At 50.7% G+C, this 16,547-nt stretch carries 13 protein-coding genes; 9 read left to right on the top strand and 4 right to left on the bottom strand.

The window, feature by feature from the left end; translation table 11 throughout:
- Nucleotides 1-1,157: 1,157 nt before the first annotated feature.
- From CO251_RS15585 to CO251_RS15565, 4 genes are all read left to right on the top strand, one after another.
- Nucleotides 1,158-1,634, top strand: coding sequence for a GNAT family N-acetyltransferase (locus CO251_RS15585; protein ID WP_207654696.1), 477 nt, complete (start codon nucleotides 1,158-1,160; stop codon nucleotides 1,632-1,634).
- 313 nt (nucleotides 1,635-1,947) lie between these two features.
- Nucleotides 1,948-2,229, top strand: coding sequence for a hypothetical protein (locus CO251_RS15575; protein WP_103376703.1), 282 nt, complete (start codon nucleotides 1,948-1,950; stop codon nucleotides 2,227-2,229).
- 107 nt (nucleotides 2,230-2,336) lie between these two features.
- Nucleotides 2,337-2,897, top strand: a complete 561-nt coding sequence (locus tag CO251_RS15570) for an RNA polymerase sigma factor (RefSeq protein WP_103376702.1) — start codon at nucleotides 2,337-2,339, stop codon at nucleotides 2,895-2,897.
- A complete protein-coding gene (locus CO251_RS15565) occupies nucleotides 2,887-3,582 on the top strand; it encodes an anti-sigma factor (protein ID WP_158246390.1) in 696 nt (231 codons plus the stop codon). Before CO251_RS15570 ends, CO251_RS15565 begins: the two co-directional genes overlap by 11 nt.
- Nucleotides 3,583-3,641: 59 nt before the next feature.
- On the opposite strand, the gene CO251_RS15560 is transcribed toward CO251_RS15565, so the two are convergent.
- Both CO251_RS15560 and CO251_RS15555 read right to left on the bottom strand, forming a co-directional pair.
- Nucleotides 3,642-4,457, bottom strand: coding sequence for a hypothetical protein (locus CO251_RS15560; protein ID WP_103376700.1), 816 nt, complete (start codon nucleotides 4,455-4,457; stop codon nucleotides 3,642-3,644).
- On the bottom strand, nucleotides 4,454-5,566 hold the full coding sequence (locus CO251_RS15555; RefSeq protein ID WP_103376699.1) for a class D sortase: 1,113 nt from the start codon (nucleotides 5,564-5,566) through the stop codon (nucleotides 4,454-4,456). Before CO251_RS15555 ends, CO251_RS15560 begins: the two co-directional genes overlap by 4 nt.
- A gap of 187 nt (nucleotides 5,567-5,753) precedes the next feature.
- Here CO251_RS15555 and CO251_RS15550 point away from each other — a divergent pair, with 187 nt between their 5' ends.
- From CO251_RS15550 to CO251_RS15540, 4 genes are all read left to right on the top strand, one after another.
- Nucleotides 5,754-8,171 (top strand): hypothetical protein, encoded by a 2,418-nt coding sequence (locus tag CO251_RS15550; RefSeq protein ID WP_103376698.1) that lies wholly within the window; start codon nucleotides 5,754-5,756, stop codon nucleotides 8,169-8,171.
- 144 nt (nucleotides 8,172-8,315) lie between these two features.
- Nucleotides 8,316-10,208 (top strand): protease pro-enzyme activation domain-containing protein, encoded by a 1,893-nt coding sequence (locus tag CO251_RS15545; RefSeq protein ID WP_103376697.1) that lies wholly within the window; start codon nucleotides 8,316-8,318, stop codon nucleotides 10,206-10,208.
- Between the two features lie 109 nt (nucleotides 10,209-10,317).
- Nucleotides 10,318-10,467 carry a hypothetical protein gene (locus tag CO251_RS17475; RefSeq protein ID WP_158246389.1) on the top strand — a complete coding sequence of 50 codons (150 nt, stop codon included), beginning with the start codon at nucleotides 10,318-10,320 and terminating at the stop codon, nucleotides 10,465-10,467.
- 872 nt (nucleotides 10,468-11,339) lie between these two features.
- Nucleotides 11,340-12,119, top strand: coding sequence for a G1 family glutamic endopeptidase (locus CO251_RS15540; protein ID WP_242968643.1), 780 nt, complete (start codon nucleotides 11,340-11,342; stop codon nucleotides 12,117-12,119).
- A 132-nt stretch (nucleotides 12,120-12,251) separates the two neighbouring features.
- Here the strand turns inward: CO251_RS15540 and CO251_RS15535 are convergent, their stop codons facing one another.
- Together CO251_RS15535 and CO251_RS15530 are read right to left on the bottom strand one after the other, a co-directional pair.
- Entirely contained in the window at nucleotides 12,252-13,112 is an 861-nt protein-coding gene (locus tag CO251_RS15535) for a cytochrome c oxidase assembly protein (RefSeq protein ID WP_103376696.1), read from the bottom strand.
- A 103-nt stretch (nucleotides 13,113-13,215) separates the two neighbouring features.
- Entirely contained in the window at nucleotides 13,216-15,561 is a 2,346-nt protein-coding gene (locus CO251_RS15530; protein ID WP_103376695.1) for a plasma-membrane proton-efflux P-type ATPase, read from the bottom strand.
- Between the two features lie 214 nt (nucleotides 15,562-15,775).
- Between CO251_RS15530 and CO251_RS15525 the strand changes: the two genes are divergently transcribed.
- Nucleotides 15,776-16,513: a TenA family transcriptional regulator gene (locus CO251_RS15525; protein ID WP_103376694.1), complete on the top strand. Its 738-nt coding sequence runs from the start codon at nucleotides 15,776-15,778 to the stop codon at nucleotides 16,511-16,513.
- The last annotated feature ends 34 nt before the right edge of the window (nucleotides 16,514-16,547 follow it).

The following is a 16,547-nucleotide window of genomic DNA, read 5'->3' as shown; positions in this document are numbered from 1 at the left end:
ACGAAATTCGGGGATATGCCTAATGGTCCGGGTCCGTTCGGATGTATAATGGCCCCATTTTTTGACCTGAACTCAGAGTATCGTTAATAATGTCGATATCTGGATACGACGAAAGGAAGTTTTGTTTTCTCTTTAAACGGAAAAATTTTTGAGGTAGGTCAAAACTATATGGAAAACCAGTTCGCTGAACAGCCCATTCTCGGTTCGCCTTATGAACACGCCTCCCGACATCGGGAATGCGACAAGCAGGGGCGCCTGCTGGTATGAAACGGCTCGGCAATGATGCGACCCTAACAAGGTTAGGCGATGTATATCAATATTTGTTCGTTGTAAAGAATTGCCTAGAACTAAAAGAGAATGAGCAAATTTATGTCGAACAGTACGGCGATATTGCAAAAATATCCCCTAAGGATTCTGTGCAAACGGAAGTAAAGCACCATTTATCCGAACATAATCTTAGCGACCGCAGCGAAGACTTCTGGAAGTCACTAAGAAACTGGTTAAAAAATTATGACTACGCAGCGAAGTTCAAGTCATTGATTCTTCTCACCACCTCGAGTATTCCTGCGACTTCTGCTTTTTACCAATGGGATCTGAAACACCCCACAGATCGGTTAAGTATTCTTAAAGACATAGGACAGATGCGGGGCGGGAGAAGATATTTCGTAAGCTGTATGAAGAAGTGTTTTCTTTTCCCGACGACAAAATTCTTAACGTACTCGAGAATTTAGTTTTGTGTGTCGGTCAACCCCCTATTACTGAATTACACGCTGAGCTAAAGAGCCATCCCGGACTGTTAAACGTCGAGCCGGCTTGTCGATGCTATCGGCCGCTCAAGCCGCCTGTCCGGAATTCTCAATGGAATAGGCAAAATTTAATGGGTATGCGGTCAATCGTTCCCCAAGTCCTTATCGACATCGCTTGGAATGAGGCTGAAACGGACATCGCCGCTGCCCAAGACAGTCTGGATCATGCGCGACGGTTTCTTGGCGAATCCAGCCCGCCTCCGGTTACCAGCTCTAACCTATGGGCATGAGTCAGACATCGTTGTCAGCGCGTTACGCCTCAAGCACTACGGCATAGCGGCCAGCATAGGTTTTGTTAACCACGTTTGTCATCAATACCTAGCGTGGAAAATGGATTCATGAGGGGGCCAGATGATGGCATTTTCGTTCCGCACTATCGATGTGACAAGGGACCTCAGTACATGCATCGACTTTCGGAAGGATTCGTTTCGGGTGAGTTTTGGCTCCGAAAAGGGCTTTAATCCCGGTGAATACGTTAAACTTCTGACGGAACGGACCGTTCAATTTCCGTGGGGATATGTGATGGTGGAAGAACACGGAGATACAGTTGGGCAAATGGAGATTTTTACGAGAGACCATGAGGAGAGGTTGATAGGGTTTGTCAGTCTATATTACCTCGTTCCGTCGATTCGCGGACAAGGAAAGGGAGCACAGTTGTCTGATTATGCGGAACATTGCTTCCGTAACCAGGGGGTCACTGAATATCATTTACGAGTATCCCCGGCCAATCTTCGTGCTGTTCGATTCTATCAAAAGTGCGGTCTAATCAATCTTCAAGAAGAAGGTTCTGATCATACGGTATGGAGAATGGGTAAGATGTTGATTTAATGAGTAATGGACGTGAAAAAGGTCGTGGATGGCGATCGTATCAGGATGATTGTTCGGTTCGTGTATTGGCTCGAGATGGGCGGAGGCATGTCGAGTTTGATAGGATTGGTTCATGGGGGAACAGAACTCAAGAGCATCAAGAACTTGGAATCGACTTTCTGCGTGATCTTTCTATCCAGGTGTGTGAACCATCTCGAAATCCTTGGGGTCACCGCTTTAAGGACGATGCCACCTGCCGCACGGGCACGCGAAAAGTAGGCTATACTAACATAAAATGTTCGAATTGATTGATGTGGTGAGGAGATGACGTCGCTTGACAAAGCGGTGGGCGCTCGTTACGGCTAGCGGCATTGGGGCGATTAGTGCGGCGGCACTTTATATAATTGCTCTGCGGTATGAGTCGTGGGCCATGACGTGGCATCAAGGGTCTGTCTTTCTCGGATTTGGGCCCTTTCAGATCTTTTATGCGCAAGTCTTCCCGAGGTTTCATGGACCATCGGATGTGACAATGGGTATAGGGTGGGGTGTGGTCTTTGACCCGCTGTTAATCAGCTACGGTGTATATCGCTTGCTAAGTCGCTACCGGAGCGACTAAGAGTAGGTCTCCCACAGATTCGGAAGCAAAAGTTTCTTCATGAAATTCGTAGGCGAGAGATCGTTTTACGCCGGATTTTCGGATTCATGGTTAGAGAGGCGGATGTCATGGCAAGTCACGAAGGCGAGTTGCTGAGCCAAATTGCCCAGGGAAATCAGCAAGCCATGATGGAATTTTATGATCAATATTTTGGCATTGTGGCAGGGTATTGTCGAAAGATGATTGCTGATCGAAACATTGCAGACGAGGTTATTCAAGACACCTTTATGCAGGTGTGGCGAACGGCGGCTGTCTATGATGCCGGAAGGGCGCCGGTGACCGGGTGGCTGTTAACGTTGGCGCGGAGTCGAGCGATAGATCGGCTTCGCAAGGTGGCACGCGAACCGACCCAAGCAGGTCTCGACGAAGCGGTCGGTTTGGAGGGCGGCCCGAGCGACCAGGTCGAGACGGCCGTGGTCAAGCGAGAAGCGGAGACCACGCTTCATCAAGCGATGGAAACCTTGCCGGCTGCCCAGAAAAATATGATTGAAGCGGTGTATATTCGGGGACAAACTGCGGAAGAAGCGGCCAGGCGCCAAAACATCCCGGTAGGGACGGCGAAAACGCGGTTGAGATTAGGCTTGGAAAAATTGCGAAGGGCCTTGGAGGTGTATACGAGTGGACCATGACAGACTAGAGCTCAACTTACCGCTTTTGGCAGCAGGATCGTTGCCTTCAGATGAAGCGGCAGAACTCGAAGTCCATCTCCAGACTTGTGTCAGTTGCCAAAAAGCCTATCATGACTACCAGGCCTTGTTGCAGCAGTTGGACCCGCATGAGGACGATGTGACGGAAGACTGGGACCAACACGACCGTTTACGCCAAGAATTTCTGGAAAAGCTGAACGCCGAACGTATTACACCCCAGACGGCTACCAAACGTCGCCACACAGGATTCCTCCCATCGGCAGTAGGGTGGGCAGCCGTTGTGGTGATCGGGTTAGGAGGCTGGGCTAGTGCATATCACTTGCATCATGTGGCCTCTCAGCAAGAACAGGTCATTAGACTCATGGCCAGTGGTCAACGACTGGATTTGACATCACCGCATGGGCCTTACCGTGCCGCCTTGTATCTGTCCAAGAACCGCGCCGTTGTTTTGGCAAATCATCTGCCCGTTCCCGGCCACGGGCAAACCTATGAAGGTTGGTGGATTCAAGGCGGACATCCAGTTGCGGCGGGAACTTTTGGTTCCACACCTTCGGCGTTGAAAGTGCCCGTACCGCACCCAGAAGCATTCGCCATTACGGTAGAGCCCGTTGGCGGCACGAAAACCCCAACTACCCCGATTTTGGTCATGGCTACCTTGCCGGGTTAGAAGAACCTTTAGCACGTTAAGGCCCCCGTGTTTGAAGCGGGGGCCTTTGAATCTTGGTCTTATGCGGACTGGGACGAGTGTTCACCCGAACCGGTTATGTGAAGAGCCTTTTTGGTGGAGGAACAGCCGTATAAAGCGAGCGCAAATAATGCCCACAACGCTCCACTGTTGAAGTCCGTCGCATAGGGCAGCCAAAATTGTCCTGCTTGTTGCATGGTAATCCAAGCCCAAATGGACAAAACGATAAGGCCTGCAGCACCTAAGCGGCGTAGGCGCGGCCAAATAAGTGCAGCCAAAGCCCCTAGAACGCCAAGCGCAAAGAGATGGCTGGGAACTGTGGAAAATCCGGTTGTGGCAAAGGGATAATACCAGGATTGCCACGCGGTTTCGAGCCATCCCGCTAGACTTAGGGTGAGCAACAGAGGTTTAGCGAAACGGTTCCACTGGATGGGGGCATCGGCACTGGGCCAAAGAGCAACGCCAAGGAGGGCATAAAGTAGTGCGGCCCCGGGTGCTCCGTCTTTGAGACTCCACTGGCCGAACGCAAGATTGCCTAGTGCTTCGCCAAACAGCCATACCAAAAGGGCCCAAACAATGGATAGGGTTAGAGCTGTTTTGACATAGCGATTGCTTAGCAACATCACCCCAATGGATATTTGGGTGAGAGTAATGATTAAATTAAAGGGCCATTCAGCATGCGATCCCCAGAAGATTTCCCACTCCAGGAGATGTTGAAGCCAAAGCGGTTGACCCGGGAGATTTGACGAGATGTTTGCGGTAATAAATCCGCTTGTAAACATTTGTGGCTTTAATTGCAGTAAACCATCGCATAACCAAATGGCGCCCAAAATCCGTTGAATAAGAATGCGCGTCATGAAGCACCTCCTGATGACATTAATCGTTCGAAATGCACTTGGCGAATGAAGAGCGTGTCGCCGGTAAACTTGGTGTCCATAGTAACGGAAAACAGTTGATTATTGATCCGGACAAACGGGTCACGAAGGGTAATGGATAGCGGTTGGCCTGAGGCATTGAGGCGAAAGAGCAAGGATAAGGTTCCGGGAAATGCAATCGCCTTGGCGTTGACATAAGGGTTGCCTACCGCATGAGTCCAAAGAGCTTGCATGGCAGACGAGTTATCTACTTGGCTTGCGTCTTTAAACGCCAACCAAAGATTCACAGCCTCCGTTGCGGCTTGCAGTGGTAAAACAGATTGCTGGTAGGTAAAATCGGCTGCTGTGCCGGCGTCTTGATAGCGCAAGGTACCCATCGGTAGAGAATTGTCTTGCAGAGACAAAGAATAGTGGTCCGTCACAAAAGACGGGATCATGGCGTGATAGGGTGAGGCGGGGGGCATGAGAACCGTTGGGGTCGCATGGTCCGTCAGGACCGACCGGACCAGTCGACTCTCAACGATATATCGATTCGGGGTCAAGTACAGGGCATTTAACGGATCACAGGCTTCAAGATCTAATGTGGATGCGGGACTGACGGGTAATCCTGCCGTATCTGAAACAATTTCATGGCCTGTGACATCAAACCAAAATGTGCCTTGAGATGTTGTCACAATCAAGCGATTGCCCGGTCGTAATTGGTTGAGATGTCGGAAATAGGTCGCGTTATGCGCGGCAATAACGCTAGTGCCTAATTGGCCTGGCATGACTGAACCAGGATAATGACCGGCCGCTAGCAGCAGCTCGCCATAGGCGGTGCCTTGGACGACGGGCACTTTCAAATGGAGCGAGGGGATCCAAAGGGTTGCACAGCGTTGACCGGGTTTAGGGTTGTCTTGTAGAGGGGCTGCTTGCAGTGATTGGGGCTCTGGGGATAAGGATTGAGATGGCTGTATGGTGCGAGACGGCTTAACCGTAGGTAACGGAGCAGCAAATTGGCTGGTCCATTGCACCGCGGGGCCAATCCATAACGGAATGGCCATCATGCCTAGACCCAAGGCGGCCAGACTTATTGCGAATGTTCGACGCATGGTATTCCCTCCTCGTTATCGTGCTTTACTTGGGCCTACGTAAAAATCCTCGGATGCGATCTCTTCCACAAAAAATCCAGGAAATCTTCTCGTAAAAAAACCTTAAATTTTTTCTCCAAAAAGAGATCGGGTTCGTTCTGCGTTCCGTATATGAAGTGAAATCAGTCATCACGAGGAGGAAAAATTCATGCGTTATCTGACAAAAATCTTGAGTACGACAGCCCTGAGTGTGGCGACGATTGGGGCATCTGCATCCATGGCCTTTGCTGCTTCACCGAGCTCGTCGATGACCGCGACTCCTGGGGTCTCATTGCGCCTTACATTGGATCAGTTGCTGGGGGAGCATGCCTTAGTACTCGAAGAGCGCATGCAAGCATTGTATAGTGGGAATACCGCGCAATATAATGCCCTAACATCCATTATGAACCAAGATACGCAACAACTGACTCAGGCAGTGTCGTCCATTTATGGCAGTGCCGCGGGGACAAAGTTTGCGTCTTTGTGGAACCAGCACATGTACTTCTTTAACTACGTGAATGCGGTAAAGGGGGAAAATGCGGCGCAAGCGGCGTTAACGCAGTATAAGAACCAATTTAGCCAATTTTTAGCGGGGGCCAATCCGAACTTGAGTGAGAGCACCTTGTCCACCGTGTTGCAAGAGCACATCAATCAAATTACCACAGCCCTCAATGACTATGCCCAGGGTCAAGATAGCGCTGCGACGCAAGAACTCGTGCAAGATTATAACTTGATGTACACGGCAGGCGGATATCTTGCGGGCGGTATTGCAAAACAATTTCCTGCCAAGTTTGACAACCAGTCCCCATCGACTCCGGCTGTCAATCTACAAGTGGCACTCGATCAACTACTGGGAGAACATGCCATGATTTTAGAGTTGGCGATGCAAGCTCTCTATAGTGGCAACCAAGGTTTGTATCATGCTTATATGATGCAAATGAATGCGAATACGCAAGCATTGACTCAGGCCATAGCCAGTATTTACGGGACGGCTGCGGGTCAGCAGTTCGAGCATTTGTGGGAGCAGCACCAGTACTTCTTTACCTATGTGAACGACGTTAAAGACGGCAATACGCCCGGTGCTAGGGCCGCCCAAGCGGCGTTAACGCAGTATAAGAACCAATTTAGCCAATTTTTAGCGGGGGCCAATCCGAACTTGAGTGAGAGCACCTTGTCCACCGTGTTGCAAGAGCACATCAATCAAATTACCACCGCATTTCAAGATTATGTGGCGGGCAATGATGCGGCCGCAACTCAAGAGTTGATGCAGGACTATAATCTGATGTATACGGCGGGGGGATATTTAGCTCAGGGCATTGTCGCGCAATTTCCAAGCAAATTTGATCACACGGCGACGAATACTGCGGCCGGAAACTTGCGGGTGGATTTGGATCAACTGCTTGGTGAGCACGCGTTGATTCTCGAATTACGGATGCAAGCCTTATATAGCGGCAATACCAATCTCTATAATGCCTATACCGCCGTCATGAATCAAAATACGCAGTCGTTGACAGCGGCCATAACCAGTATTTACGGGCAAAGTGCTGGACAAAAGTTTGAATCGTTATGGAACGAGCATATGTACTTTTTTTCCTACGTTACGGATTTGGTCGACGCGAATAGTGCTCAAGCCACACTCACGCATTATAAGGACGCTTTCGCGGCATTTTTAGCAAGTGCTGATCCACATCTCAGTGACAGCGTCTTATCCTCAGTGCTCCAAGAGCATATTGATCAAATTACGGCAGCGTTTAATGATTTTACGCAGGGCAATCAGGCAGGAGCGGTGCAGGAACTCACCGCGGATTATGGGTTGATGTACCAAGCCGCCGATTATTTGGCATCGGGCATTGAAGCGCAGTTTCCCGAGAAATTTGCCAGTACCTCTCCGAATACTGCGGCGGGCTCATTGGTAAGTTCTTTGGACCAACTGTTAGGGATGCATGCTTTCTTGTTGGAAATGCGAATGCAGGCCCTTTACGCCAATAATACCGCCGCGGAACAAGCCTTCACGGCAGCTATGAATCAAAATACCACCAGTCTCACTCAAGCCATTGGCAGTATTTATGGCCCGAAGGCGGCGAGCGAGTTCGAGACCTTGTGGAACCACCATATGCTCTTCTTCACCTATGCAGAGGATATTAAAGATGGCAACGCGTCTGGAGCTCAAGCCGCACAAATGGCACTGACGCAATACAAGAACCAGTTCAGCCAATTTTTGGCCGCGGCCGATCCGCATCTGAGTGAAAGTACGCTATCGACGGTTTTACAAGAACACATCAACCAAATCACCACCGCCTTTCTCGATGACACTAAGGGAGAAGCTGCGGCATCTGATGCCAGTTTGTGGCAAGACTACAATTTAATGTACACGGCGGGCCAATATCTGGCGTCAGGCATTGTCGCTCAATTTCCGAATAAGTTTGGTTCAACGCCTGCGGTAACGCGGCCTGCAACGACGCCTACAGCCATGATGAAAGGAGCGACATCGCCCGTTACGGGCCTGCCCTTATTGCCGATTATGGGAATCGGAGTCGGTTTGATGGGAGCAGCAGGACTGTTATTAAGGACGCGACGGCAATCCTAGTAGCGAAAACGGGTTATCACCGTTCGGGCTTTCAGCCCGGACGGTTTTTTTATGTTAATAAACAAAAAACATTGCAGGAATTTTATGGCAAAAACCGAATATTTTGATCAGATTCATGGACTTAACATAAAGGGGGACGGTTTCATGAAACGGACATGGGCGGTACTAAGTACCGCGACGGTTTTAGCTCTACCGGCCTTGGCTCTACCGGGATCGGCCGCTGCCAGTCAATATGGACGAGTCTCGGGGAATATTGCCCATGCGTTGCTGGCTCAATCCACAATGACTGGGGCAGCAAACACGTCGGCGAAAGTTACCCTATATGTGGGGTTTAATTTTGTCAAACCGGCCAACATGCCAAGTCTTGCGCAGTACATTCAGGATACCGAAACGCCGGGCAATGCGTTGTTTCACCATTTTCTTACGGAGACCCAGTTTGCGGCGGACTACGCGCCATCCCCGGATCAAGTCGATGCATTGCTTAATTATTTGGCGCAATACCATATTGTTCCGGTCACTGTCCATGGCCACTTTGTCCAATACCCTTTAGGCATTAATGTGACCGGGACAGTAGGCGACGTGGAGCAGGCGTTTTCGGTTTCCATCAACAATTATCTTTCGGCGGGGAGATCTTTTATTGCCAACGATGAAAACCCCTCGCTGCCAATGTCCTATACGTATCAAGGTACGTCATATAATTTAGCGCGTTTAGTTTCCGGCGTCGCAGGGATGACCACCTATAACGGGATTGGACCCCATACCGTGCAACAGTCCAATGTGACGCATCTCAATGACCAATCCGGGCCCGTCGGCTATTCACCGCAGCAAATTGCTGCGGCATATAACGCCACGCCATTGCTGGCGCATCACATTACAGGAAAGGGGGTTACGATTGGGGTGGCCACTTTGGCGCCCTTTGTGCCAAGTGATGCGACGTATTTTTGGCAGTATTATGGCATTAACCGAACCGGGAGCCTCAGTGAAGTTGGAGTCGACGGGCAAAGCACGACCGCTTCTGGGAAAGGAATAGGGGGGAGTGAAACCTCAATAGATGTTGAACGTTCGGGCGCTATGGCGCCAGGGGCCAACATCATTGTGTATGAAGCACCGAATACCACTACGGGCTTTATTGATCTCTATGACACGGTCGCTACAGCTGACCAAGTCCAAGTCATGACGACGAGTTGGGGAGAAGCGGAGTTTTTCGAACCGTTCTCTTATGCCTACATGCTCAACCAAGCGTTTATGCAAGGGGCCGCTGAAGGGATGACCATGATTGCAGCGTCTGGCGATGATGGGGCATATGACGGCTATCCTACCGACAAACAGCTCGCGGTCGACTCGCCCGCGTCAAGCCCCGATATTTTGGCGGCTGGTGGGACGACGTTGCCGATGGTGTCGACCCAGCCGAACGCGAATCCGATATCACCCGGGACTTCAGAAACGGGATATATTCCCATTCCTAACGGATCGATTGCCATGGTGGGAGAGCAAGGCTGGGGATGGCAATATTTATTGCCTTATTACGCTAATTTTGGTGTCAAATCTGAAGCCATATGGGAAAGAGATATTTATCCCTTCGGATCAACGGGAGGATATAGCGCGTTTTGGACGTCATCGACTCCTGACAATGGCGCGAGTCTTTATTGGTGGCAATCGGGTACGGGGAATGCCAATGCTCGGGGTGTGCCCGATGTGGCGTTTGATGCCGATCCGTTTACAGGCTATGCGATTTACGACACGAATTCGCTCTATACGACCGAATCTGACGGTTGGACCAATGGATGGGGCGGTACGTCTTTTGCCGCACCGCAATGGGCAGGGATTATGGCCTTGATCGACCAAGATCTCCGGGGCCCGCAAGGATTGGTGAACGCGGCATTTTATGCGAATGCCAATGGCGGGGGATTTCATCCCATCACGCAAGGCAACAATTGGTATTATAATGCGGGACCTGGATGGAACGCCGTCACGGGCCTTGGCTCTCCTGACGTGGCCCAGTTGGCGAAAAGTCTTACGGCGTGGAATCAAGAGTAGAGGTTGGCAAAGGCGAAGGAGCGAAAAGCTTGCTTCGCCTTTTTGTCACGGGGCTACATGGAAAAAACGGGCATGATAAGGAGGAGATGTGTTTAAGGAGGATCTTTGCATGGGGACGAAGATGTTGTTATTTGCGATTGTTTTAGAAGGGTTTGCAGTACTCATGAATGCTGATTCAAGCGGATTAGGCTTAGTATGGGTGGGCGTTGCGGTGATTGGTCTGGGTATGGGGGGCTTAGGTCTCTTTTTGAAAAATTGAGCATGTCAGGGTGGCGATGGGGCAATAGTCTCGCTCAGTCAGAAAGACGTGGAGTCGCTAGACATACAAAGAAGCCCGCTTCTCATGACGGCTGACCCTGGTTGAGAATTTGTGAATTGCATTATGTGCGCAAAAAAAGTATGGCTCGGGGCCATTGTTGCGATCGCGAAACGGCTCCAATCAGCCCTTTTGTCTTCTTTCCTATGTTTGGGTCTATTCTTACATGGTAGACTGAATGCCTAACTGCTGATTTGTCGACACCACGGAATTTTTCACTAATTTAGCAGCTTTTTAGAATGGACTTTGCTTTCGGATAAGCGTCTTCGCCAAGGACGCCAGAGGGCTTTATATCCTGGCAGGGGACCGAAGGCTCCGAATACGAGGCATGTCATACGCATCCCAAAAGGTTGAGAACACATCCAACGGCCAAGGCTACCGTGCCGCTGCTATGGCAGCGGCAGCGTTATTAATTATGATTTGCACTAGAAGATTGGGACCGACTTGGAGCCTTGGAGAAAACTGACCGCTACCGCCGATGCGTGAAGGATGTGGCGGACATGGGGCACGATTAAGCACGGTAAATGAGTGCCGATAACGAAGCGTGATGGTCCACAAGGTGGGCTGTTGGCGGAGTGTACTGACGGCACCATATTATTGTTACAAGGAATAGTTGTGATATCGCCATTTGGTTCCTCACTTGTTTCCTAATGGTGCATCGGATGACGCCAAAACGACGAAAGAAATAGAACCCAAAAAATTCTATGGAAAAAGAAGGAAAAACAACAGAAAGAACAGAACACACAATATGTACCATGGATATGCTGTTAACGGGATTGACCATCCATTTGCTCTTACCGAGGAGGAATTTATTCATGCGTGTTCGTTCATGGATTATGACAGCTGCGATGGCATCTTTTGTCGTGGGTGCGCCGACTATGGCTATGGGAACGTCGGCCCTTCCTTTAATTACCCATGCGCCAAGACTTAAATTGTCCCGCCCATCTCATGCAATCGGCAATTATGGATGGTCTTCGAGCAATTGGTCCGGCTACGCCGTAACCAATGGGCCCTACACCCAAATTACGGGAAGTTGGATTGTCCCAACGGTGACAGCAGGGCATGGGTCGACCTATTCGTCGGCGTGGATTGGGATTGACGGCTTTAATAATAGCGATCTAATTCAGACAGGCACAGAACAAGACTATACTGGGGGATCGGCACAGTATTCGGCATGGTGGGAAATTCTTCCGGCAGCAGAAACGGTCATTAACGAACCGGTTGCGCCGGGCGACCAGATGGATGCGTCTATTGTGAATGACGGCAATGGGGTATGGACTATCACGCTAAAGGATGTCACGGAAGGCTGGACCTTTACAACCAATCAGGACTACTCAGGACCCGGTGCGTCTGCTGAATGGATCTTGGAGGCTCCGACCATCGGAGGGCATGTCGCCACATTGGCCAACTACGGGGAGACAACGTTTAATCCCGGCACAGTCAATGGGGGAGCCAATCCTGATTTCACGACCGAGGATGGGGGCGTCATGATTCAAAAGAACAAGCAAGTTTCGACACCCTCGGTTCCGGACAGCGATACGGATGGGTTTAACGTGGCCTATGGCCCCACAGCGCCTAGCGCTCCCGCCTCGTAAACAAGGGCCCCTGCGGGGGCCTTGTTTACGAGGTTTCTTCGGCTTGTGACGGATGGCGGTGAGCTTTTAGCAACGATTTATAGAACACGGCACCATTTGAAACGCTGTTGTCTAGTCGCTTGCAAAATCTGGTTAATCATACCAATGCGAGTCGTCATAGCGTGAATACGAAGCCACAAATGCCACAACGAATCCGAGTCCCATAAAAGCTTCCAGAATAACCACGCCGAGTTGTTGATCCGCAAGCGGTGTCAGGGACAACAGGCGCGGGGCGTGCACATAGAACGAGTAGAAAGCGACGTGGGTATCAATAATGTAAAACCACACGAGCATCATCAGAGCGAAGTTGAAAAAAATATACATGAGTTGATAGATCCGGGACACCATGCCTAATTCGATGTGGTCTTGATCCCAGGAATCAGATGGCGTGAACCCTTTGACCGGCAGCGGGGCTAAGATAGGCCACCACATGGTAATGGCCAAGATCAATACGACGTATGATTCGAGAATATAAAGCCATCCCGATAATAGGCTGACATCGAGCAGGGGTGGATAGTTGAATCCAGCGAAAACGATGTTAAATAGTAAAATAGCAACAACAGGATTCGTGACGCCCGCTAAAAGGCGTGACCACGTCCCGTGATGCCAAACGCGTGCCAGCAGCGCTTCGGGAAGGCCTAACAAAAATAGCGGGGGGATTACCATCGTGAGTAGTGCATATTGCAACATATGAGCAGAAAAAAGATAGTGTTCGGCCGCCAGCCGGATGGGAGAGCCCATGGCGAGATAGAACATCAAAAGAGCCAGCGTGAAATAGGTTTGCTGTAAAAAGCTGGCAGAGTATCCCGTGGCGTTGTGATGCCTTCGTCCTGTCAAGCGAAGATAGAAAGAGAAAACTAATATCAGAATCAATGCCATGACCGGGTGCCATAAGAAAAATACATTGTGTCGCCAAAAGTTGGCCATATTCCACCTCGCATGCGTCTGTGTCATTGTGGGTCGTTCTCCTTAACATTGTACTCGGAGTCGCCACACTTAGCAGGCGTCTTAGACGATGGATGCTTGCCAACATCAGACAGGCCTCGCTCGGATGACGTTATGACATCTCTGAGGGGCCAACACCCGGGACGGGGCTAGGGGAAGCGGTCCGGCTATGAAAGAAACGTAGAACAATGCCTTTCATTCCATCGAGGATCAGCATATACAGCAGCGTGAACACAAAGAGGTAGACGATAGCGCGTAAGGTGACGGCATGCATGAGCCAGCCATGAACGGCCAATAGCGACACGACGATGACGTCGCCTAGGGCAGCCAGTGTCAGAAAGCGTCCGGGCCGTGATAGCCAGAACCACGAGCGTTCTCGAACGACAAAGACATTGCCAAGGCCAGAAAACACGAGACCCAAAAAGTCCATGGTTTGCAAGGTGGGGAGCGGCCAATGGAAATCATACCGGCCGACCAGGAAGACGGCAAAAATGTAAATGAGCCAGGCCATGGCAATGATGAGCGATGTGCCTATGAGTGATGGAAGATCCCAGTGGTCAGGGTCTTGGGAGTACCGCACGTTATCATCGGCCAATGACATGGTCACGAAATCATTGGCAAAGAGCAGCAAGAGGACAAGAAGCGGAGTGACGACAAATTGTCCAAATAACAGTAAGCCGAGACTTAAGAACATAGCGACCTGAAAAGTTTTCACGATTTTGTTGAGGGTATAGGTCAGCATGCGTTGATACACAAGTCGCCCTGTTTTGACGGCGGTGACCACATCGGTTAGCCCAGGTCGCGTGAGCACTAAGCTTGCCGCGGCTTTCGCGACATCCATGGCATTGGACACGGCAATACCGACTTCCGCCTGTTTGAGCGCTGGTGCGTCATTGACGCCATCCCCGGTCATGCCGGTGATGCGGTGTTGTTTTTGCAGGCGTTGCACAATATGAAATTTGTCTTCGGGAAACACACCCGCAAATACCCCGCAATCTTGGTTTGACGTTTGAATGGCGTCGTGCTCGCAGACGGGACCTGCAATATGCAATTGGCTCGCAACGGCTTGAGCCGTGGGGACACTGTCTCCTGTGACCATGCGTACGTGAATGCCCAAAGCCGTCAAATCGGCCACAGCTTGGGCGGCATCAGGTCTTGGAGGATCGGAGAGCGCTAAAAATCCTTGAAAAGTCAAGGAATTTTCCGGGCCTGCTGCTACCCCCAAAATCCGTGCACCGGTTTGTGACAGTTTTTCGGCAGCGTCTTGCCAGTCGGTTAGTGCGGTTAAAGCCGCAATGGTCTGAGGGGCTCCTTTAATGGCTTTCCACGGCACACCGTTATGAATAAACGTGGCCTCCGACCGCTTTGTGGCAGGATCGAAGGGAATAAAGTCTTGACGGGGCGGTAAGGTAAGATGCTGCTCTTGAACCGCTTGCAAAATTGCAAGATCTAAAGGATCCTGGGTAGCGGTATCACAAGCGATGGCTGCCATGGTAACAAGGTCCGATTCTAAGACACCTGGGGCAGGTTGCATAGCCGTCAGGGTCAGTTGATTGAGGGTCAAGGTTCCTGTTTTGTCTGTACACAACTCGTCCATCGACGATGCTTCTTCTATCGCCGCTAGACGCGTGACTAAGACCCCATGATGTGCCAGATCTAAGGAGGCTAAGGCCGTAGCTAGGGTAAACGTGGCGGGGAGCGCGACCGGAACGGATGCGACGAGCAAAATGAGGGCAAATGGTAAAATATCGCCAAGAGCAATGCTGTGCACGGTGGCGTAAATTAAAATACCCACCACGAGAATGCCATCAAGCAATACCAGGTAGCGCACAATGCCCATGACGAGATCTTCAAGGTGACTCCTAGACCCTGCGCCCCGCACCAGCTCAGCGGTTTTCCCGAAATAACTCCGGGCCCCTGTCGCTTGAACGGTTCCGCTCGCTTCACCACGGCGTAAGATGGAACCCGAATAGATGATGCTACCCGCGCTTCGTTCTACCGGTGCTGCTTCCCCGGTCAGAGACGATTGGTCAACCAGCACGGATCCGGCATCCAAAAGCGTGTCGGCCGGGGCAAAGTCACCCATGCGCAAATGAATATAGTCTCCAGGAACCAGATCGGCGGCGGGAATTTCGGTCCACGAGCCATCTCTTAACACGCGGGCATTAATTTTTAACTGAGTCCGTAAGAGATCCAAAGCACCTTGGGCCCGGCGTTCTTGAGTAAACCCTAAAATGGCATTGAACACTAAGAGGAATGCGATAATCAGCGCTTCAGGAGTTTTGTGGAGAATGCCCTCGAGAATCAGCGTGACTTCCAGCATCCACGGAACCGGTCCCCAAAATTTCATCAGAAACAACCGGATGGGGTGCGGAGCTTCCTCTTTGACTTGATTCGGTCCGAATTTCTGAAGAAGCGCTTGGGCTTCGCTCGTAGTTAGTCCCTTTGTAGTGTCCATAGAACGCTCCTTTAGTTTAGGCCTGTACCTTAGATGCATGAGCTTGTTCATATCATGGCAATTTGTCCAGGGGAGTGTCTACGACCAAATGGCTCTCTTTAGAGGTCATTTGGTCGTAGACCTTATGACCGCCTAATCGCTTTACGACGCTCTTAATTTTTTGTACCCTAGGCAAAGATGTGCCAAAAGAACGGCTGAGAATGGAGTGGGAATCATGACGGCGTCTGTGAAGCAAATGACTACCCTGGACGATGTGGAAGTCGCTATGCGCGAATGGGTGGAACAAACCTTTTTTAACAGCCCCTTTTTCGAAGCACTTGCTTCGGGGCAGTATACGCCCGTGCAATTACGTCATTTTGCTATTCAATATGGCTATTATAGTCGGCATTTTCCGCGGGTGTTAGGCGCGGCGATCTCGGCGATGGCGCCGTATCCGCAGTGGTGGATGCCTCTGGCCGATAACTTATGGGATGAGGCGGGACGGGGTGTGCCCGGTAAATCCCATGAAGAACTGTACCGGACCTTTTTGTTATCCGTTGATCCCACCATGAGGCTCGATGATCAGGGCTTACCTCCGCACCCAATGTCTACTGTGGTGGCTCAGGCTACGGACTTTTTTATTGATTTCTTTAGACGTTCGACCCCGTTGGAAGCCATGGCGGCGGTGGGCTTGGGTTCGGAATTTTTTGCTGGGGAAGTCATGGGCCGCATTGGACATTCCTTAGAGCATATGCGGTATCAACAACATCACGAGTTTGATCTCACCTTTTGGAGGGTCCATGCGGAAACGGATGAACCCCGCCATTACCAGCTCTGTCGTAGCATTTTGCAGCAGTTTCGGGATCCTGCCGATCTCGGCATGATGTTGGAAACAGGGCAAATGATTGCTGCGTCGGAATTGGCGATGTATACGGGATTGCATCAGGAAATGCAGGCATTAGTAGCGCGCTGACGGATTGTTCGTCACATAAGTGCTGAAGACACTT

This window comes from Sulfobacillus sp. hq2 (assembly GCF_002903155.1).
GTDB lineage: Bacteria > Bacillota > Sulfobacillia > Sulfobacillales > Sulfobacillaceae > Sulfobacillus > Sulfobacillus thermotolerans.
This window is presented reverse-complemented; position numbering and strand designations above follow the sequence as displayed.

Excerpts from the sequence above, each read along its gene's own strand:
- CO251_RS15585 (WP_207654696.1), top strand. The coding sequence starts at position 1,158 with ATGATGGCATTTTCGTTCCGCACTATCGATGTGACAAGGGACCTCAGT.
- CO251_RS15570 (WP_103376702.1), top strand. The coding sequence starts at position 2,337 with ATGGCAAGTCACGAAGGCGAGTTGCTGAGCCAAATTGCCCAGGGAAAT.
- CO251_RS15560 (WP_103376700.1), bottom strand. The coding sequence starts at position 4,457 with ATGACGCGCATTCTTATTCAACGGATTTTGGGCGCCATTTGGTTATGC.
- CO251_RS15555 (WP_103376699.1), bottom strand. The coding sequence starts at position 5,566 with ATGCGTCGAACATTCGCAATAAGTCTGGCCGCCTTGGGTCTAGGCATG.
- CO251_RS15550 (WP_103376698.1), top strand. The coding sequence starts at position 5,754 with ATGCGTTATCTGACAAAAATCTTGAGTACGACAGCCCTGAGTGTGGCG.
- CO251_RS15545 (WP_103376697.1), top strand. The coding sequence starts at position 8,316 with ATGAAACGGACATGGGCGGTACTAAGTACCGCGACGGTTTTAGCTCTA.
- CO251_RS17475 (WP_158246389.1), top strand. The coding sequence starts at position 10,318 with ATGGGGACGAAGATGTTGTTATTTGCGATTGTTTTAGAAGGGTTTGCA.
- CO251_RS15540 (WP_242968643.1), top strand. The coding sequence starts at position 11,340 with ATGCGTGTTCGTTCATGGATTATGACAGCTGCGATGGCATCTTTTGTC.
- CO251_RS15535 (WP_103376696.1), bottom strand. The coding sequence starts at position 13,112 with ATGACACAGACGCATGCGAGGTGGAATATGGCCAACTTTTGGCGACAC.
- CO251_RS15530 (WP_103376695.1), bottom strand. The coding sequence starts at position 15,561 with ATGGACACTACAAAGGGACTAACTACGAGCGAAGCCCAAGCGCTTCTT.
- CO251_RS15525 (WP_103376694.1), top strand. The coding sequence starts at position 15,776 with ATGACGGCGTCTGTGAAGCAAATGACTACCCTGGACGATGTGGAAGTC.